This window comes from Paraburkholderia haematera (assembly GCF_905220975.1).
GTDB classification, from domain to species: Bacteria; Pseudomonadota; Gammaproteobacteria; order Burkholderiales; family Burkholderiaceae; genus Paraburkholderia; species Paraburkholderia haematera.
The window spans coordinates 223,349-242,698 of sequence record NZ_CAJNBK010000009.1; the positions used below are offsets into that span (position 1 = coordinate 223,349).

Sequence of the window (19,350 nt, forward strand, 5' to 3'; positions counted from 1 at the left end):
GGCTATGGATACGACTTCTGCTCACCACTGGCCGTGGGACGTGCTCGGCATTGCGGCAAACGCCGACGAGCGTACCGTGCGCCGCGCTTATGCGCGTCTTTTGAAACAGCAACGCCCGGATGAGGACGCTGAGGCGTTTCAGCGGCTTCGGTACGCGTATGAGTCGGCTTTGCAGATGGCGAGCGGCGGTGCCGCGGGGACCATAGCCGCGGCGTCGGCTTCGGTACCGGTACCTGTGTCGGTGCCCAGCCCGCCACCTGAGGCTCACCACCTTCCCGAACACGACGCCTTCGAAAGCGCCGTGCAGTTGTGGCAGCACTTCGTCTTGCAACGCGACCAACTCGAGTCGCGTCGTTCGCTGCAGGATCTATTCGCAGCCGTCGTCAATATTCAGATGCGCGACGAACTCGAATGGCAAGCGCTGGTTCATTGTCTGAACGAGGATGCGCCGGCCGCGCTGCGCATGAACCTGAGTGCGGTCCTGGGATGGCGGGACAACGCCGCGCATCTGCGGCGGCGCAACGCGGCCATCGCAACCCTCGCGCTAGACCGCGTATTCGCCGACGAGGACTACAACGCGCTACGTTTGCGCTTCACGAATGCAATGGCGCTGCTGGAAGGGCCGCAGCCTCCATTGGCGGCCGGTGCACACACACTGCTGCGCGCTGGCGTGCGAACCGAGATGGAGCAGTTATTGACCGCGCTCGCTCGTTATCATCCGAACGTCGTGCGCCTGCGGCTCGACAGCGAGAAGGTCGAATTCTGGACCCGCTGCCTGTCGTTCCGGATTGGTGCGGGCCGCCTGTTCGGTCCGGCTCTTGCGTTGAGCGCCTGGTGCGGCTTGCTGTTCGCCAACGCGTCGATGAACCTGAATAGCAATCGGTGGTTCGATCAATGGACGCCCGTTCAGCTGGCCGTGCTTCTGGCCACGCTGATGGTGACGCTGGTCACCAGCGCCGCGACGTCTGTGCTGCTGTCCGAACCGCAGCAACAGCGGCTGAGGACGCTGCGCTCGATTGGCTGGCTGCGCTACGGATGGATTCCGGTGTGGCTTGGCGCGACCGCCGCCGCGTTGTGCGACGGAGGCAGTGGGCGCTTGACGTCGATCGCAATGGACACACTCGGGATCTGCACGATGTGGGCCGCGCTGATCTATGGATGGCCGCGCATCAAACAACTCGCGATACTCGCCGCCGTCGGCGCGATCGGGTTCGGCTTCGCCGGCCATTGGCTCTCCACTGATCCTCGCGCGTGGCAGATGCCGTTCGCGCACGGCGTGCTGTTCGCTTTCTTCTTCTCTTTTGCGCAGCAAGAATGTCGCGGCTGGCTCGTAGGTCGGCCGCGCGTCGCATGGGTTGGCATGGCGATGTGGTTTGCGGGCTTCGTTACGTTGATCGTTTTGCTGTTGCAACGGGAAGAGCGTTCGACGCAATTCGCGTGGGCGCTTTTTACGGTGATGGCGGCGACGGGTGGAGTGTTGGCGACGACGCGTTGGAGCGATTTGCGCGGGGCCGTGCCGCCCTTTTTCCGTGGCTATGTACACCTCGTCTGGTTGGCGTTTGCACTCTCCAAACCGGACATCATCGCTTGCGTGAGCGCGAGATTGATGGGTGTCTGGATTATTGAGGAACTGAAACAACGGCGTCTATCGCAGCGGACAGCGCCCTAGCGGGTCGCGTAGCCACCTGTGCATGGGATGCCCCTTCTTCAGTGGATGAAGCTCTCCGGGCGATGGATCGAGACCGCCGGTTCGAACCCGGACAGCGCGTGCGTATCACCGTCGAGCACCAGAAGCTCATCATTACGCCGCTTTAAAAGCAGAAGGGCCGCAAGCGGCCCTTCTTCAATTCACAATCCCGCTACAGCTACTCTTCTTCCGGCGGGTCAAACCACAAATCGAAGTGCAACTCCATATCCAGCGATGCCAGTGCCGCCATTTGCTTCGGCCCAAGCGCAGGGCCACCATTTCCCGAAACGGAAGACCAGAAGCAGTAAGTTCGGTACCAGCAGCCCATTTCCTTAATCTTTTTCATGTCAACGCCATACGCTTCCAACTCTCGCAGTAACAGATCCAAATGATCCGCGACGTCGACAGAGTCGAGTTCCTTGGTGTCGAAGAACCAGCCAAGAAGGCCGTTCTTGTTGCTGGTTCTGGTCGGCGACATTTTGATCTCGTCCGCCATGCGATTCATCGTGTCCGCATCAGAACCATAAATACAAAGCGTTACATAGGTCCGCGCACAAGCTGACATGTTTCGTACCGCGAAGCCGGCCAGCGTAGTAATCAGCCTGCCCTCTGGGTAGCTTCCCCGCCCGCCTGAGCGCCGCCTCTTCGGCCTGCACCAGCAGCCGCTCCAGCATCGCCCGCTGCGTGACGCCGTAACACGCAACGGCAGCAACAGATCAATCATCTAATGGTTCACAAAGCCAAGTCCCGTCACCTCTAAGCGTCCGCACCTTCTTCGCCTCATAGTCGTAGAGTAGCCACTGCTCCTCATATCGATTTCCCTCGTCCAGATATGGCCATGTTGCAAGCTCTCCGCCAGGATCAAACCGAAAGACCGTCTTTACATCTTTCGGTAAGACCTCGACCGACAGCAATATTTGCCCATCGAGATATTGCGACGCTTCATTGATGGCTTCGCTCGACGCCTCGTTATCCGCGAGCCACGTACCATTCGAGCTTATCGTCCAGTTGCACATATAGATCCAAAGGTGCCACCGACCAGACACGATTACTCGACGACGATCTGCCGACTTGCGAACTTCAGGCAACTCCGATCGAGACAAACACGGTTCCTGAATCTGCAGACGCGGGTCACCGTACTCCATGGTAAGGAACGATCCGACGCCTTTCCGGACCTGCCAGGTGGGCAGGCCGCAGACCTCCGAAAAAGCATCTCTTATGTCATCACGCAACATACCTTCGCCTAGTTATTGGTCGGGCAAAACATATCTATCGCTTTCGCTTTGATCTCATGCTAGCCGTAGTCTTGACCAGTTATCGCGTCATGCAATTTGCGACGCTGACCTTTGGTCAAGCCAAGCTCCCTAATGATATCGCTAACTTGTTTGTTTTGAGCTTGATTGTTGCCCGGCGTACCTGTTGACCCGAGACCGAACGGGTCATTGAGTTGAACTGGGTTGCCACCTACATAAGCATACGCATTCGTCTGCCCACTCGCCCAGCCAATCGGATCCTCGCTGATGAACCTTGCGGTCGCCGGGCTGTAATACCGGTTCCGATAGTAGTACAACCGGTACTGCGGGACACGCAACTGTTCACACTGGGTGGCCGCGTCGTAGCTGCATCGATTCAATACGGTTCCGCACAATAGACGGCCGCAAATGTGCATCGTCGAACTGCCGCCGCTACCCCGCTTGCAATAACCCGTGCTTACCGCCGTCAACTATCGACACGGGTATATGGCCGAATACCCAACACCGCCACCTCCGCACAAGTTACTTGTACGTCAAGCCCAATGTTTGGTTCAAGATCAAAGACAAGTAGACCATCCGTTTGTCGGGACAAGGTCATATTCATCACCCAACTGTCCTGAAGCATGGCATTCACGTCTATGTTTGCCATCTTGACATCTTGCAAGCAGAGCATAACCAAGTAGTCTGTACCTGCGGCATCAAACGGTCCAAAGCGATTGTGCAAAATCTCGAGTTCAAGATCGACAATTTCTCGTCCGTGCCGATCCGATGATGCGCTGATTGAGGCCTCTCGGCATCGCTTCCCCCGCTGCATGCAAATGGAACTTACAAACGCATCGTGAAAAGAGGGATAGCCTCCGAAAGCCTTGACAAGCAGTTCCTTGTTTTTCGCCAAATCCCATCCGTTACCGCCGTCCGTGTAATCCATCTTTGCTCCTCTGAATCATCCTTAGCGCCACCGTATAGGCCACATCGGAATATGGGTGTTACTCTACCCGACGGTCCGAAATTATGACCGTGCGCAGTTCCACGGCTTTCATGGTATTGCGCGCAAAGATTTCCTGCGCCGTCAAAATAGTCGACGTCCAGCCCGTTGGGGTTCAGTCTAAATCCTCCCGGTTCATTGCCCGTTAGAGGTACGCCACGTGCTAACCCTTCTGGATCAGTGTAGGAAATTGGGTTGCCCTCAACATAAGCATACCGATGGATCGAGACCGCCGGCTTCGAGCCCGGACAGCGCGTGCGTATCACCGTCGAGCACCAGAAGCTCATCATTACGCCGCTTTAAATACAGAAGGGCCGCTCGCGCGGCCCTTCTGTCACGTCACGGATGCTTGGCAAGAACTGAAGCCTTGTTCTCTAGCAGCTTCAACACAATGCCCCATAAATTATGTTCACTCCGCAAGAGATGTCTCAAACATGCTCTTGTGCCAATAGGCCTGCTCGTCGCTTAACCACGCAAATCTCTTCCGGGTCGCCAACGCCTGCAATGGGGCAAGTACGACTCCATAACGCCAGAACAGAGCGATCATGTCTAGCAAGGCATCCTCGCTCAAATAGCGCAGGTCGATGTCAATCAGCAACCCCCTTCCTACACCCTGTACGTGCTTGATCGCGGCAATATCCTCTAGTGCCTTAAAGAAACGCCGCTCATCACCCAATGAGTAGAAGCTGCTCAGACGAATTTCAATCTGCATTCTTTGATTCCCGGAAATTATCGACTGCGCCCACCCGGATAGATATTGTCGTATCTCCCACGCGATCCTGGATATTGCACATCCCAATGTGACCCGCCATGCGAATCGCCTTTGCTTTTGTCCGGCGGCCCCGAAGGCACCCACACCTTGCCACTGTCATCGCGCCAGCCATTTCCCCTTCCGTTCGGATTCTTGACCCAATCGTCACCACCTTTAGGATCTTTGAATCCATCAGCCGCTGTCGGCTTGCCCGGTGCCTTGGGTCCGTCCTTGTCGTAGGCATTTGCAGGTGGCTTGGCCCATGTCGATCCGTCAAACAGATCGCTAAACCATTGCGGAACACCTCCCGAATCCGGATTGCAACCCGGCCCAGTTGGAGGAGGCATAGGAACCGGAATTGCCTGCAACCCCATCGGATCGCTGAACTGCACCGGATTGCCACCCACATAAGCATACGCATTCGTCTGCCCACTCGCCCAGCCAACCGGATCCTCACTGATGAACCTTGCTGTGGCCGGACTGTAATACCTATTCCGGTAGTAATACAACCCCGTCCCATCATTCTCCCGCCCCGTATATTGCTGCGGGTTCACATCCGCCGCACCACTCAGCGTCGTCGTGCCGTACGGTTCGTACCGGTACTCCGTCACGATCTGCTGGTTCGCGTCCGTCAGCGCAATGACATTGTTGTTCGCGTCGCGCAGAACGTAGCGGTCCTGACTTGCGTCGTCGCCGATTCGACGGAACATGAGTTCGTCCGGCGCACCCTCACCAAATAGCGAGAACTGGCGCTGTCGGTGGGACCAGTCGTTGTCCGTGTTCGACAGACTCGGGTCACCGCCTACCCCAAAGTAGTCCGTGCGTGAGCCGTTGATCTTCGCCCAATAGCGGCCGCCGAGCATGTCATGCACGTAGCTCGCATTCCACGACCCCGACGCCCTGCTCAATTGCGACAGTTGGTCCTGGACGTCCCATCCGTACTGGTTCAGCCCGTCACTGGTCAGGTTTCCGTTCAGATCGTAAGTGAGCGTCCGGCCGGCCCAACGCGTGAGCTGGTTCGCGCCGTTGTACTGCGCGTCGCTCACTGCCTGTGGCAGGTCGGTTTTCGCGAGACTACCGCCCATGCTCGTGCGACGGCCGGCCAGGTCGTAGCCGTACGTCAGGTCACCCAGAACGCTGCCGTCCGCCCTGCGATACGTGATGCCCGTCAACTGGCTCGCCGCATCCCACGCATAGCTGATCGTGATGCCGTTGCCCAGCGTCGCCTTGCTGCGGCGCCCCAGTGCATCATAGGTGTAGCCGAAGGCTTTTGAAGTGTCGTCGTTGAGCAGGTACTCCACCTGCGTGACGCGGTGCTCCGTGTCACGCGTGTACTGCACCGTCACCCGGTCGAGCAGGAGACTGCTCAATTCGCGACTATCCGGCGCGTACCTGTACTCGATGGTGTGCCCCGGCAAGACCGGCGCCTCGGCCTGTTTTGCCACGTAGCCGGTCACGGCGTCGTAGTAGTAGACCCGGGTCAGAGTCTGCCCGATGGATGGATCACGCACCCCATATAGCTGGACGCCCGTGAGCCGCCCATTACCATCCCACCCATAGCTCCACTGTCGCAGGGCCCTCGGTTCGCCTGGAAGGGTGGCCATCCTGAACATCTTGCGTCCAGCCGCGTCGTAGATGAACTCGGTGACCTGTCCCTTCCGGTCGGTCGCTGTCGCCAGTTGCCCCGCGCTGTTCCACGTGTATGTCTCGCTGTGGCCCAACGGATCGGTCTTGCTAACTGGCCTCCCGACCGCGTTGTATGCGTAGCGCGTTGTCACGCCCTTCGGATCGGCATGACTCAGCAGGTGCCCATTGCGATCCCACGTGAAGCGGGTCACGCCGCCCAGCGCATCAGTAATGTCCGTGGTACGGTCCAGCGCGTCGAGCGTGCGCTTCGTTTTATTGCCCAGCGGATCCTGCACTACCGTCACGCGGCCGGCCGCGTCCGCTGTGTACTGGGTGGTGCGGTTTAGCGGATCGGTGATGCTGGTCAGATCCGCGCCGGTATACGTGAACTTCGTCACGCCCTTGAGCGCGTCTGTCACCGTCAGCGGGCGGCCCTGGCTGTCGTTCGTAAGTGTTGTGCGGTTGCCCACGCGGTCCGTGACCGTGAGCAGGTTGCCCTTCGGGTCGTACGTGTAGACGGTCGCCACGCCCCGCTGCGGGTCGCCCGCCTGCGCTTCGGTCAGCAACTGGCTATAGCTGTCAAACGTACGCGTGACCAGCGTGCCGGATTGATCAGCCTCGCTCGTGCGGTTGCCGTTAGCGTCGTAGGTATAGGCGTACTGGCGATCACCCGCAGTGAGATTCGTCACGCGACCGTTGCCGTCGTATGTGTACGTCTGCACCTGCTGGATCGATTGCCCTGCCGGATACGTGTTGCGCACCACCCGCCCGCTTACATCGAACTCGAGCCGGCGGATGCTGCCCCGGCGGTCAGTCACTTCGGTCTTCGTCACCTTGCCGTCAGTGATCGTATAGGCGAAGCCGAAGGTGCTGCCATCCGCGAGGTTCTGGGCAACCATGCGGTCGTTGTCGTCGTAGGTATTGGTGACCTGAACGTTACTTTCCGGATCCGTGACCGTCACCAGCCGTGATTTGCTGTCCCAGCCGTATTTCCATACGCCGCCGCCGGCGTCCGTGACCTGCGTGAGGCGGTCCTGGCTGTCGTAGGTATAGCTGACCTGACGATTCAGCGGGTCGACCACGCGCGAGATGAGCGGCGTGCCCCGTGCGCCCACGATCGACGTGAACGTAAGCACACGGCCATTCGGACCACTGATGCTGGTGACCGCACCGGTTACGCTATTGCGGGTAATCGTCACCGTATTGCCGTTGCGGTCCTGCACACTGCTGAGCCGGTAGATTCCCGCGACCATCGTGAAGCGCAGCACGCGGCCATCGCGCAGGGTCAGCACCCTGATGCTGCCGCTTCCATTGCCATTGCTCACTGTGGCTTTGTAATACTCACCCGGGCTCGTCAGGTCATCCCAAATCGCGCTGCTGCCCGCACGCAATGCGAATGGCACGCGGATGCCACTCGGCAGGTACAGCTCGACCCGTTGCCGCATGCCATTGCTATCCTCCGCACTGATTGCGAGATAACTGTCGTAGTTGAACGTCGTACCGATGCCGAACGCGCCGGCCATCGGCCTGCCCGAGGTGTCGTAGGCGCTGCTGCGGTACACCCGTGCCAGATCTAGTGCGATCGTGTCGGCGACATGCAGGTCATGGGCAACCAGATGGAACTGGCCCGTGTACAACCTGACCGGGTCGCCTCCCGAGGAGCTGCTCCCGCAGCCCGCCGTCGCATCAGACGCACAGCCGCCCGCGCCGCCAGGGTTGCCGTCCACACCGTCACCGTCCAGAACCACGGCTTCGTCAGGCGACTGCGGTTCGACCGTGGTGCCTCCGGAAGAACCGCCACAATAGGCGGCGAACGTAAACGGCTCGCCGCAGGCATAGCCGGATTTATAGCTGGCGCTCGCCGCGAGCAGTTTGCAACTCGGGTTGGTCGGATAGGCACCGTTTGCTGCATAGTCGTCGGCGCATTCGGCGTACGCATGTGGCGCGACAAACCATGACATCAGCACGAAGAAGAACAGCACGAGCGGGCGCAAAAGGACCCGACGCGCCGCGAGGGTATCGATGAAGTGCATAAAGGTCTGAAAGAGACTGAGGAAGGGAGGGCGTCGCGAACCTACCGCGCGCTGGCCTGAGTCAAGGCCCGCGACGATGCCGATTTGCCGGCATCAGATACAGGCGAAGGACCTACGTCGTTCACCGGCGACATCGAAGACGCCACCCCCTGCCGCCGAATCGCCGTGATATTGCCGGCCGCGTCGTAGTCGTAATACGCAGTCGCGCCCGCGACAGTCACCGAGGTGAGGCGGCCCAGCGCGTCGTATCCGTAGGTGACGTCATCGGCTTGGGCAGGCGTCACAGACATGAGTAAGCAAACCACAGCGCAACAACTCGCTACGCGCCCGACTGGCACCCGGAGACTTTCGCGGCAAGTCTCCGCACGGGAATGCATGCGCCTAGATGGATCAAACATCGACATCCTCCAACCATATTTATAGGTTTACTAATTGATTGGACGATATTCAAAAGCGAATCGAATTTATAGAGGATGGTTCTCTAATTGTGTAGTAACTTTCCTACGCGGCGGTCGAACTTTGAGGGAACTATGCGCCAGCGCAAAATGCGTCCACCAAATACGTCGATCACGCTAGTCAATGGACTCCTCGACGTGTCCATACTGTTGGCCCCAAAAAAACAAAGGGCGCACCACCCAGTGCGCCCTTCGCCTTCCTGCCATTGCGGTACTACATCAACCGCCCACCAAACTCATCACACGCTAAAAAACATTAAGCCTCGAGCTGCTCCAGCACCTTGCCCTTGGTCTCGATCCCCAGAAAGTGCACCGCAATCGCCGCAATGAACGGCACGGCCGCGAGAATATAAAACGCCACTTGCAGATTGCCACCGATCATCGTCTTCGACACGATAGCCGGCGCGAAGATCGCCGCCACCTTCAGCCACGCGCCGCCGACACCACAACCCATCGCACGGATGCTGGTCGGATACAACTCCGGCGTGTACACATAAGCCGTGATAAAGCCGCAAGCGAGGAAACCGAGCGCGAACGCGCAGCACGTCGCCACCACATACACCGACGCGTTGTGGAACACACCCGCAAGCAGCAACGACAATGCACACGCTACGAACGACAAATTGATGATCGGCTTGCGACCCACCTTGTCGACCAGCAACGCACACGTCAGCGAACCCACCACACCCAGCACCGAAGCCGCCACCGCCAGATTCAACGCCAGTTGCAGCGGCGCGTGATAAACCGTGCGATAGATCGTCGGCAGCCACGTCGACAAGCCATACTGAATAAAGCCGCACGTAATCCACAACATCGCCACAGCCATCGTGCGCTTCAGATAGGCCGGGCCGAACAGGTCACCCATACGGCGCTTCGGATGACGATTGGCCATTGCCTCGAATTCGGCCGAATTAAGAACTGGCGGCAGCGGACCCTTCACAGCGCGCTCGAAAGCGTGCGCCGCAACATCGGCGTCGGCCATCCGTTCACGTTCGGCGAGCCAGCGCGGTGATTCCGGCACCAGCTTGCGCAGCACGAAAAACAGGATCAACGGCATGCCGCCGATAAAGTACATCGCCTGCCAGCCGAAACGCGGCACGATCCATGCACCCAACGCGTTCGATGCGAGCAATCCAACCGGAAAAACGATTTCATACAACAGCACGAAACGGCCACGGCCATGCGCGCGGCTGATCTCGTTGATATAGGTCGCCGCCACGGGCAATTCGCCGCCGAGCCCGAGCCCTTGAATCACGCGCAACACGACAAACGCCGCGAAGGTCGGCGCAAAGCCGCAAGCAATACTCGTGATGCCGATGATCCCCGAGCTCAACGCAATCGCTTTCACGCGGCCCTTGCGCTCTGCGTACCACGGGAACACGAACGCGCCGATCAATTGCCCGACCGAACCGGAGCCGATCAGAAAGCCGATTTCCCACGGCGTCAGATGCCACTTCGCAATCAGGATCGGCAGCGTGGCCGCGATCGCGATCACGTCGAAGCCGTCGAAGAACGTTGCGAGACCGATCAGTATGCGCGCGCGCACCTGCATCGCATTCTTCGGCAAGCGCTCGAGCCGCGCGATGATCGAGCCCCGGGTCACGGGGCCTGAGACACCGGCGCTGCTGCGGTCCCCCATGGTGTTGTCGATGGTTCTCATGCCGTGGTGCCGTCCGTAGATGTGGTTAGGCAAGCGCCGTTGAGGCGTCGGTCAGGGTGGCCAGGTCGATGGTTCGGCCCTGGTTCATCCACTTGCGCGACAGTTTCAGTTCGCGTGGGGTGTTGATGGCGATCACGCCGCGAATCGTGCCGTCTTCCAGATGGAAAAGCGTGGCGCGTTTGCCCGGTACATCGCCGCGTACGGCGAGTTGCGCATCGCCCGGAATGTCGCCGAGGATTTGCAGGTTCACGTCGTATTGATCGGACCAGAACCACGGAATGTCCGCATACGGTTCGAAATTGCCAAGCAACGCTTTCGCCGCCGAGATCGCCTGGTTCTGCGCGTTGGCCCATGATTCGAGCCGCACGCGGCGCTTCAACCACGCGCTCGGATGATTTGCGACGTCGCCGCACGCGAAGATGCGCGGGTCGTCGGTCGCGCCGAAATGATCGACGACGATGCCGTCTTCCACCTTGATGCCCGCTGCTTCCGCGAGCGCCGTGTGGGGCGTGAGGCCGATACCGGCGACCGCGAAATCGGCGTCCAGAGTGGAACCGTCAGCGAACGTTGCACGAATACGGTTGGCGTCGTTCGGATGATCCGCAATCGAGACGAGCGACGCGTTCAAGCGCACGTCCACGCCATTCTCGCGATGCAGTTGCAGCAGGAAATCCGACACCATCGGCGGCAATGAGCGGGCGCACAGACGCCGCGCGCCTTCCACCACCGACGCTTGCACGCCGAGCTTGCGCGCAGTGGCCGCGACTTCGAGACCGATCCACCCGCCGCCTACAACGAGCACGCGCTTGCTTGCGCGCAGCCGTTCGCCGAGCACGACGGCTTCGTCGAGCGTACGCAGATAGGTGATGTGCGAGGTCTTCACCAACGATTCCGGCAAGCGGCGCGCCGCGCCGCCCGTAGCGATCACGAGACGGTCGTATTGCACCTCGCGGCCCGACTGTGTGCGCACGATGCGTTGTTCGCGATCGATCGATGTCGCGCAGTCCGGTTGCCATGCTTCGACGTTGAGCGCGTCGAAATCTTCCGGCTTCACAAGGCGCACGGTTTCGATATCGGCTTCACCCGAGAGCACGGCCTTCGACAGTGGCGGCCGCTCGTACGGCAAATGAATCTCGTCGGCGATCATCACGAGGCGGCCGTCGAAGCCTTCCTTGCGCAACGTCTTCACGACCCAACCCGCCGCCTGACCACCGCCGATCACGACGATCGTGCGCGGCGCTTCGAGTCCGGCATGCGCGGCTTGAGCCTTTGCAGCAGCAGCGTCAGTCATTTTTCCGCTCCGTCATGAACTTGCCTTCCGGCGCCTTCGCGTTTTTCTGGCGACGCGTATTGCCGTCGATGCCGCCGTCGATCGCCCATTCGGCGAACACGGTCGGACCCGGTTCGAAATCGCGCGGCTGCCATTCGGGCGTGAGCTGGTCTTCGTCGGCGTAGTACTCGATCAGGCCGCCAGCCGGATTCTGGAAGTACCAAAAATACGCCGACGAAACCGGATGACGCCCCGGGCCAAGTTGCGTATCCCAACCGCAACGGCTGACGTGCATGCCGCCGCCGAACACTTCGTGGATATCGCGCACGGTAAACGCGACGTGATTGAGACCGCGCTTGCCGCCCGGCAGGGCCAGCAAAAAAATGTCATGGTGGCCTCCGTGCGGCGCGCAGCGCATGAACGCGCCGCGGCCCGGATAACGGTCCGACATTTCGAAACCGAGCAACTCCTGATAAAACTTTTCCTGTTCCGCGAGTTGATTCGTGAAGAACACCACGTGACCCACTTCGACCGGTTCGGCGCGTTCGTAAATCGGCGACGGTTGATCGACGCGCAGCGTTTGCCCCCACACGTTCGAAGGCGAACCGTGAATATCGAGCGCACGCTTGCGGGTCACTTCAACGCGAATCGCCATGCCGTTCGGGTCAATACAACCCACAGCGTCTGCCGTTTCGAAGTGACCCGGCTGACCGGCGAAGCGGCCGCGCAGTTCGTCGAGTTCACCTTTCGTTGCCACGCCCCAGGTCACTTCACGTAGCGTCGGACCTTCTTCGAACGCGGGCGGCAGCGACGGGTCGTTCGCATCGACGGCGAGAATCGTGCAGCCGTTCAGCGTTTCAAAGCGCGCGTGCTTCTCGTCGTGCTCGATCTCTTTCAGGCCCCAGTCCGCGAAAAACCGCCGACAGGTCGCGAGATCCGTCACGCCGTAAATAATCTGTTCAATGCCGAGAATCGTCATAACGTGCCTCTTACGTATCTTGCGTATCTTGCGTATTAGTTCGCCCACGCCAGCGGCGCGTCGTTCAAGCCCCAGTAGAGGCTCTTCTGCTGCATGTATTCGCGGATGCCGAGACGGCCTTTCTCGCGTCCCATGCCGCTCTCCTTCCAGCCGCTAAACGGCGTCGAGATCGAGAACAGCTTGTAGGTGTTGATCCACACAGTGCCGGTCTCAAGCGCGCGGGCGATCCGGTAGGCGCGTTTGTAATCGCGCGTCCAGATGCCGGCCGCGAGGCCGAACACACTGTCGTTCGCTTCTTGCAGCAGCGATGCTTCGTCGTCGAACGGCATGGCGACCAGCACCGGACCGAAGATCTCTTCCTGACAAATTCGAGCGTCGTTCGTGAGGCCTTCGAGAATCGTCGGCTGGAAATAGGTGCCTGCCTCGCGGCCATCGCCAACCGGACGTTCGCCGCCGCACAGCAGGCGGCCGCCTTCTTCCAGACCCAACGCGACGTAACGTTCGACGGTTTCGCGATGCGCTGCGGTAATGAGCGGACCCATCTGCGTTTCCGCACGCGACGGATCGCCGACGCGCAACTTGCGTGCGCCTTCCGCGAGACGTTTCATGAACGCGTCGTAGATCGAGCGCTGCACGAACAGGCGCGAACCCGCGATGCATGCTTCACCCGACGAACTGAAAATGCCGTACAGCACACCGTTGACTGCGTGGTCGAGATCGGCGTCGTCGAATACGATGGTCGGCGACTTGCCGCCCAGTTCGAGCGAGACCGGCATCAGCTTGTCAGCGGCAATACGCGCAATACCGCGGCCGACTTCCGTGCCACCCGTGAACGACACTTTCTTGACCAGCGGGTGGCGCACCAACACGTCGCCGATCACCGAACCTTTACCGGGCACCACGCTAATGACGCCCTTCGGCACACCCGCTTCTTCACAGATGCGAGCCAACGCAAGCGACGCCAAAGGCGTGACTTCAGCCGGCTTCAGCACCACGGCGTTGCCACCTGCCAGCGCCGGGGCCAGCTTCTGCGCGTCGGAAGCAATCGGCGAATTCCACGGCGTAATCGCCGCGATCACACCGATTGGCTCGTAAATACTCATCGTCAGATAGTCGCCACGCGAGGGCGTGACTTCTTCGTCGAGCGTTTCGAGGCACGCCGCGAAATAGCGAAACGTGTTGGCAGCGCTCGCCACCAGCACGCGCGTTTCGCCAATCGGCTTGCCGTTGTCGCGACGCTGCAATTGCGCGAGTGCTTCGTGACGCGCCATGATCAGATCGGCGATGCGATACAGAATCAGTGCGCGTTGATGCGGCTTCAAACCAGACCAATCCGCGCGGCGCCATGCGATATCCGCAGCTTCCACGGCTTCGCGGGCGTCGTCGGCATTCGCCGTCGAGATTTCCATGTTGACCGACTGATCCGCCGGATACAGGCTTTTGTACGGGTTGCCACGCCCTTGCCGCCATTCGCCGCCAATGAAAATATCGCCGGTGGGCACGAGGCTGGTATCGAAGTGAGTCATGTCGGTCGTTCCGGTTTGCTTCAGCTAATCAGCTAATGTCTTAGATCACGCAGCGTGCCGCGCGATTGCGTAACGCGCGAATCGCGCTGAACGCGGTCAGTGCGGACGTCTTGGGGTTATCCGGCAGCGGCTTGCCGCACATTTCCAGCGACATCTCGCCGAATGCGCCGCGCGCCACGATGCGGTGCACATTGCGCGACACGTGCGGGTCGGCGATCAGGCGAACCGTGGTCTGGTCCAGACCCAGGCCGGCCAGCGCGATCGTCGCGGCGACGTTGGCGTTCTTCGGATACAGGCGCGCCGCTTCGCGCGCGCTGCCTTCGAAAATCACGGTCTCTTCGCTCAGCGTGTGCAAATTGCAGAGCTGTTCCGCAGGCGTGCCGAGCCAACCCATGGGCGGCTTGCGGCCCGTGTACAACACTTCGTCGAGGCCGCCGAGCTTGGCGGCGGACAACGCATCCACGCCGCCGATTGCGCCCGCCAGCAGCGTCAACGTTGCGTCGCCTTCATCGGCTGCGGCGGAAAGCGCGTCCAGCAACATCATGTCGGACAGCGCGCCGATCGAGGCGACCGCGCAATCCGTTCCGGCTTTCAGCAACGGCACCACGTGATCGACCAGTGCGCTGTGCCCCGCGCATTCCAGTGCGAAATGCGGCTTGCTGCTCAACGCCGACACCGACGACACCACATCCACCGACGCGCCCACCACGTCACGCACCGATGCCGCGTGACGCTCCGGCACGATCACGTGCGACACGCGCACCGTCGGGTCCGACTCGACCGAGCGATACACCGCCTGGCCGATCGCGCCGAAGCCGATCATCGCGACGTCGATGGGTGCGTGATGCCCCGCGTAGCCGGCGTCATGCATGTTCCGGCTCCTGTTCCTTGACCGGCGGGCCCGCGAACGCGGTGGCGAACGAGCCGACCGACAGCATGTCCACTTCGACCAGTACGGGACCCGTCTTCGCCATGCCTTCGCGGATGATGTCTTCGGCCTGGTCGAGCGATTTGATGCGGTAGTGCGTGAGCTTCAGGCTCTCGCAGAACTGCGCGAAATCCGGCTGGTGCAGATCGACGTAGCAACGGCGGCCGCCGTATTGCGCGTCCTGAATGTTGCGGATCACGCCGTAACACTGGTCGTTCATCAACACGATCATGACGTTGGCGTTTTCCTGCACGGCCGTCGCGAGTTCGCCGACGTTGACCATCAGGCCGCCGTCGCCCACCAGGCACACGGTCTTCGCGGCATTGCCGGCGAGCGCTGCGCCGATGCCCATTTGCATACCCTGGCCGATGCCGCCGCCAAGTGCATGAACGCCCGCTCGCGGCGAGAAGATCTTCAGCATGCGGTTGCCCCACGTGCTGTTCGAGATCGTGACGTCGCGCACCCAGTTATAGTCACGGCCCACTGCTTGTTGCAGCGCGTCGACGAGGCGCTTGTACGGGCCGAGGCCCTTGCCCACATCGGCCACTGCGCTTTCGCGCGCGGCAGCCAGGTCTTGCGCGAAGGTCGGATCGACCTTCAGGCGCCCTTCGAGCAGCGTCGCGAGTTCCTCGAGAACGGCGGATGCATCGCCGTGGATGAACATGTCGTTGCGATAGCCGCGGTTGTCGGCGAGCGCGTCGGCATCGACGCGATACAGTGGTTGCGGCAGCGCCAACTTGTACTTCAGCGTTTCATTGCCACGCAGACGCGAACCGACCACCACCAGCGCATCACACGTCTTGTAGAAGCTCTCGACAGCCGAATGCACGTTGAACGCGCCGAGCGTCGCCGGATGATCTTCCGGCAGCACGCCACGGCCCTGCACGCTGGTCACGACGCCGAAGCCCAGCGCCACCAGACGCTCAACCGCGGCACTCGCGTGACGCGTGCCGCCGCCCAGCCACAACAGCGGGCGCTTTGCATTCGCCAGTTGATCCGCAAGTTGCTCAACACGCTTGCTGCAATGCGTGAGCGTGGTGACGTGCGGCGCAGCCAGATCGGCAGGCCATTCGATTTCCGCAGCCTGAATGTCGATCGGGATTTCGACGCTGACCGGGCCGCTCGGCGCGGTTTGCGCGACACGCACGGCTTCGCGGATCGTCGGCAGCGCGGTTTCCACCGAGCGCACGCGGAACGCGGCCTTCGAGATCGACTGCAGCATCGACAATTGATCCGGCGCTTCGTGGATATAAGCGAGGTCCTGATCGAGGTATTCGGTTTCGATCTGGCCGGTGATGTGCAGCAGCGCGGTGCCCGCCGTCAGTGCTTCGACCATCGCGCCGGCTGCGTTACCCGCCGCGGTGCCGGTACTGGTAAATGCCACGCCAAGGCCGCCGGAGACACGCGCGAGGCCATCAGCCATGTTCACCGCGCCCGCTTCACCGCGTGCGCCGACGTAGCGAATCTTGCCGCGATTGTGGATCGCGTCGAGGATCGGCATGTTGTGGATCGAGATCACGCCGAATGCGGTTTGAACGCCGCATTGCTCGAGAAAAGCGGCGATCAGTTCGCCAACGGTGGTTGTGTTAGACATGTCGTGCAACGCCTCCAGAAACATCGATGTGACTGCCCGTCGTATAGGACGACAGCGTCGTAGCCAGATAAAAGAGCGCTTGTGCGGCTTCTTCGGGGCGACCGAAGCGGCCTAGCGGAATGTTTTTCTTGCGCGCCAGTTCGGCGGTCCAGTCTTCCCAGCTCTGGCCCGGCTGCGCTTCTTTTGCGTAACGGCGGCGCCATTGACCCGATTCGACGATGCCGATCAGAATCGAATTCACGCGGATACGTTGCGGCGCGAGTTCGACCGCGAGCGATTTAATGAGGCTCAGCACGCCGGCACGTGCCGACGACGTCGCCACCATGTGTGGCTCGGGTTGCAGCGCGAGCAGCGAGTTCACGCAGACCACCGCCGGGTTTGACGCATCACGCAGCATCGGCAGGAAGGCACGGGTCGGGCGGATCACGCTGAAGTACTTCAGGTCGAGTTCTTCGCGCCAGGCGTCGTCGGTGGTGTCGGCGAAGGTCGACACGCGGCCCTGGCCGGCGTTGTTCACCAGCATGTCGGTGCGGCCAAAGCGTGCCTGCACCGCTTGCGCGAAGGCTGTGACCTCGTCCGCGTCGAGCACGTCGCAGGTTTGCGCCAGCAGTTGCCCTTGAGGAAACTGCGTCTTCAATGCGGTTTCCGCTTGTGCAAGCCGTTCGGCATCGCGTCCGCAGATCGCGACCGTTGCGCCTGCCCGCAGAAACAGTTCAGCCGTTGCGAGGCCGATGCCGGACGAGCCGCCTGTCACCACCGCTACCTGCCCGGTCAAGTCGATTTGAATCATTTGAGCCCCAGTGCCTTCATGTATTTCGTGCCCGCGTTCGGACTGCCCTTCGGCCGATAGTTGAGCCGCTGCGAGAGGTCGTCAGCAGCTCGGCGGACCTTGTCGATCAGGCCGCTGTCGAGCAGCGAGGCATCGATCTCGTGGCGCGGAATCGTCGTCGTGATCACCGCGACGATGCGGCCTGTGTCGTTACGCACCGGCGCGCTCACCACCGAAATGCCGCGTTCGAACGACGATTCGCTGATCGCGTAACCGCGTCGTGCGTCGTCGCGAATGCGTTCGTACAGGTCGTCGATCGTGGCGGGTGTCTGCTTTGTGAAGCGTTCCAGTTCCGGCTCGGGATAGAGCTTCTTCAACTCATCGAGGGTCATGTCGCCCATCAGCACCTGGCCGTGCGTCGTTGCGTAAGCCGGCAGACGCGTGCCGACATTCACCTTCACCGAGCTGAAAATCGGCGCATGACTTTGCGCTTTGGCGACGAACACGACGTCGCGTCCATCGCGAATCACAATGTGGCTGGTGAGACCGGTGTCGTCGCGCAGCGCTTCGATGATCGGCAGGCCGAGGTCGGTCAGTTCGAGCGAGCTCAGATATTCGAAACCGAGCCGCAGCACCGCGACGCCGAGGCGATAGTTGCGGTCTTTGTCGGCGCGCTCGAGAAAACCGAGCGATTCGAGTGTTTGCAGCAGACGGAACACCGTCGTGCGGGGAATCTTCAGGCGCTTCGATAATTCCGGTGCGCCAAGAACCGGCTCGCGCGGCGAGAACTCCGTCAGAATCTTCAGACCGCGTTCCAGACCCGGCACGCGATAGCTGATATCGCTGCTGGTGTCTGCGTCGTTGCGGTCGTTGCGGTCGTCGTCCGCGTCGCGCTCGGCGCTAATCGTGTCGGGCGTCATTCATTGGCTCCGTTGTCCGTCGCTCGCGCGGCAGAACGTGTCGATGATCGCGGTATACGCGGCGGGTGCTTCGATATAACCGGCATGCCCCGCGCGTGGTACGACCTGCAAGGTGGTGCCGGCGGCGAGCGCGAGTCGCTCGCAGGCTTCGGGGGGCGTAATGGCGTCGTCGGCGCCGACCGCGATGTTGATGCGGCCTGTGTGGCGCGCGAGATCACTGGCAAGATCAGCGTTGACGAGCAGATGAGTCGCTTGCGCATAGCCGTGCGGAATCACGCGCGACATGTTCCAGCGCACCCACGCGCGCGCTTCGTCGCTCGCGTGCGCGGACAACATATTGGTGCTGCGTTTTTCGGCGAGACCTTGCGGGCCGAGTTCTTGCAGCATCGTGAGACGCTGGTCACGCTTCGTTTCCCGCACTTCCGCTGGCGAGGCGCCATAACCGCCAGCCGGCGACAACAACAGCAAGCCGGCCACGCGCTGCGGATTCGTCACGGCAAACGCGCCCGCGATGATCGCGCCGAGCGAATGACCCAGCAGCACGCAGCGTTCGATGCCGAGTGCGTCGAGCCACGCTTTCAATACAGTGGCGTAATCGCTCGCAACGGGCGATTCAGCCTCCACCGGTGTGGAGGCTGCGTAACCCGGCGCATCCCACGCCAGCACACGGCGCGTCTCACCCAGCACTTCAAACTGCTGCACCCACGAAGCCGCGCCCGACCCGATACCGTGAAGCATCACCACAGGCAGTGCTTCACTTCCGGCGCCATCCGCGTCGCGATAGCTCACGGCGCGTTGCGATGCCAGCCAGATCTGCTGCGCCGGAAAACGCGCAAGGCGCGCTTCGAGCGTAGTGTTCTGATCGACGGTAGCGGACGGGACTGCGGACATGATTTCCTTCGCGGGTGTTTTCA

General features: G+C 61.0%; 17 protein-coding genes and 1 pseudogene. 2 read left to right on the plus strand and 16 right to left on the minus strand.

Annotation, left to right across the window (positions count from 1 at the left end):
• Positions 1-4 precede the first annotated feature (4 nt).
• Positions 5-1,669, plus strand: coding sequence for a J domain-containing protein (locus KHO23_RS18325; RefSeq protein ID WP_211612629.1), 1,665 nt, complete (start codon positions 5-7; stop codon positions 1,667-1,669).
• 196 nt (positions 1,670-1,865) lie between these two features.
• On the opposite strand, the gene KHO23_RS18330 is transcribed toward KHO23_RS18325, so the two are convergent.
• The 4 genes and pseudogenes from KHO23_RS18330 to KHO23_RS18345 all read right to left on the minus strand — a co-directional run bounded on the left by KHO23_RS18330 (position 1,866) and on the right by KHO23_RS18345 (position 3,868).
• Complete coding sequence (locus KHO23_RS18330) at positions 1,866-2,411, minus strand: DUF4279 domain-containing protein (protein WP_236066906.1); 546 nt, start codon at positions 2,409-2,411, stop codon at positions 1,866-1,868.
• A complete protein-coding gene (locus tag KHO23_RS18335; RefSeq protein ID WP_211612630.1) occupies positions 2,404-2,922 on the minus strand; it encodes a hypothetical protein in 519 nt (172 codons plus the stop codon). The genes KHO23_RS18330 and KHO23_RS18335 overlap by 8 nt, the downstream gene beginning before the upstream one ends.
• A 59-nt stretch (positions 2,923-2,981) precedes the next feature.
• A pseudogene (locus tag KHO23_RS35675) lies at positions 2,982-3,257 on the minus strand (RHS repeat-associated core domain-containing protein); the annotation flags it as partial.
• Positions 3,258-3,406: 149 nt separating this feature from the next.
• Positions 3,407-3,868: an Imm50 family immunity protein gene (locus KHO23_RS18345; protein ID WP_211612632.1), complete on the minus strand. Its 462-nt coding sequence runs from the start codon at positions 3,866-3,868 to the stop codon at positions 3,407-3,409.
• 279 nt (positions 3,869-4,147) lie between these two features.
• Between KHO23_RS18345 and KHO23_RS18350 the strand changes: the two genes are divergently transcribed.
• Positions 4,148-4,228 (plus strand): SymE family type I addiction module toxin, encoded by an 81-nt coding sequence (locus tag KHO23_RS18350; protein ID WP_236066911.1) that lies wholly within the window; start codon positions 4,148-4,150, stop codon positions 4,226-4,228.
• A 106-nt stretch (positions 4,229-4,334) separates the two neighbouring features.
• Here the strand turns inward: KHO23_RS18350 and KHO23_RS18355 are convergent, their stop codons facing one another.
• The 12 genes from KHO23_RS18355 to KHO23_RS18410 all read right to left on the minus strand — a co-directional run bounded on the left by KHO23_RS18355 (position 4,335) and on the right by KHO23_RS18410 (position 19,327).
• Positions 4,335-4,637 (minus strand): hypothetical protein, encoded by a 303-nt coding sequence (locus tag KHO23_RS18355; protein WP_211612633.1) that lies wholly within the window; start codon positions 4,635-4,637, stop codon positions 4,335-4,337.
• A 17-nt stretch (positions 4,638-4,654) separates the two neighbouring features.
• Positions 4,655-8,335 (minus strand): RHS repeat-associated core domain-containing protein, encoded by a 3,681-nt coding sequence (locus KHO23_RS18360; protein WP_211612634.1) that lies wholly within the window; start codon positions 8,333-8,335, stop codon positions 4,655-4,657.
• Positions 8,336-8,376: 41 nt separating this feature from the next.
• Positions 8,377-8,625, minus strand: coding sequence for an RHS repeat domain-containing protein (locus tag KHO23_RS18365; RefSeq protein ID WP_236066907.1), 249 nt, complete (start codon positions 8,623-8,625; stop codon positions 8,377-8,379).
• A 421-nt stretch (positions 8,626-9,046) separates the two neighbouring features.
• Positions 9,047-10,450, minus strand: coding sequence for an MFS transporter (locus tag KHO23_RS18370; protein WP_211612635.1), 1,404 nt, complete (start codon positions 10,448-10,450; stop codon positions 9,047-9,049).
• Positions 10,451-10,475: 25 nt separating this feature from the next.
• Positions 10,476-11,741 (minus strand): NAD(P)/FAD-dependent oxidoreductase, encoded by a 1,266-nt coding sequence (locus KHO23_RS18375; protein ID WP_211612636.1) that lies wholly within the window; start codon positions 11,739-11,741, stop codon positions 10,476-10,478.
• Positions 11,734-12,699 (minus strand): VOC family protein, encoded by a 966-nt coding sequence (locus KHO23_RS18380; RefSeq protein ID WP_211612637.1) that lies wholly within the window; start codon positions 12,697-12,699, stop codon positions 11,734-11,736. Before KHO23_RS18380 ends, KHO23_RS18375 begins: the two co-directional genes overlap by 8 nt.
• A 35-nt stretch (positions 12,700-12,734) precedes the next feature.
• Positions 12,735-14,225 carry an aldehyde dehydrogenase gene (locus KHO23_RS18385; RefSeq protein WP_211612638.1) on the minus strand — a complete coding sequence of 497 codons (1,491 nt, stop codon included), beginning with the start codon at positions 14,223-14,225 and terminating at the stop codon, positions 12,735-12,737.
• Positions 14,226-14,265: 40 nt separating this feature from the next.
• Positions 14,266-15,096 (minus strand): aspartate dehydrogenase, encoded by an 831-nt coding sequence (locus tag KHO23_RS18390; protein ID WP_211612639.1) that lies wholly within the window; start codon positions 15,094-15,096, stop codon positions 14,266-14,268.
• Positions 15,089-16,747, minus strand: a complete 1,659-nt coding sequence (locus tag KHO23_RS18395) for a thiamine pyrophosphate-binding protein (protein ID WP_211612640.1) — start codon at positions 16,745-16,747, stop codon at positions 15,089-15,091. The genes KHO23_RS18390 and KHO23_RS18395 overlap by 8 nt, the downstream gene beginning before the upstream one ends.
• Positions 16,740-17,537, minus strand: coding sequence for an SDR family oxidoreductase (locus tag KHO23_RS18400; protein WP_211612641.1), 798 nt, complete (start codon positions 17,535-17,537; stop codon positions 16,740-16,742). Before KHO23_RS18400 ends, KHO23_RS18395 begins: the two co-directional genes overlap by 8 nt.
• Positions 17,534-18,436 carry an IclR family transcriptional regulator gene (locus KHO23_RS18405; RefSeq protein ID WP_211612642.1) on the minus strand — a complete coding sequence of 301 codons (903 nt, stop codon included), beginning with the start codon at positions 18,434-18,436 and terminating at the stop codon, positions 17,534-17,536. The genes KHO23_RS18400 and KHO23_RS18405 overlap by 4 nt, the downstream gene beginning before the upstream one ends.
• Positions 18,437-19,327: an alpha/beta fold hydrolase gene (locus tag KHO23_RS18410; protein ID WP_211612643.1), complete on the minus strand. Its 891-nt coding sequence runs from the start codon at positions 19,325-19,327 to the stop codon at positions 18,437-18,439. It lies immediately after the preceding gene.
• Positions 19,328-19,350: the final 23 nt, after the last annotated feature.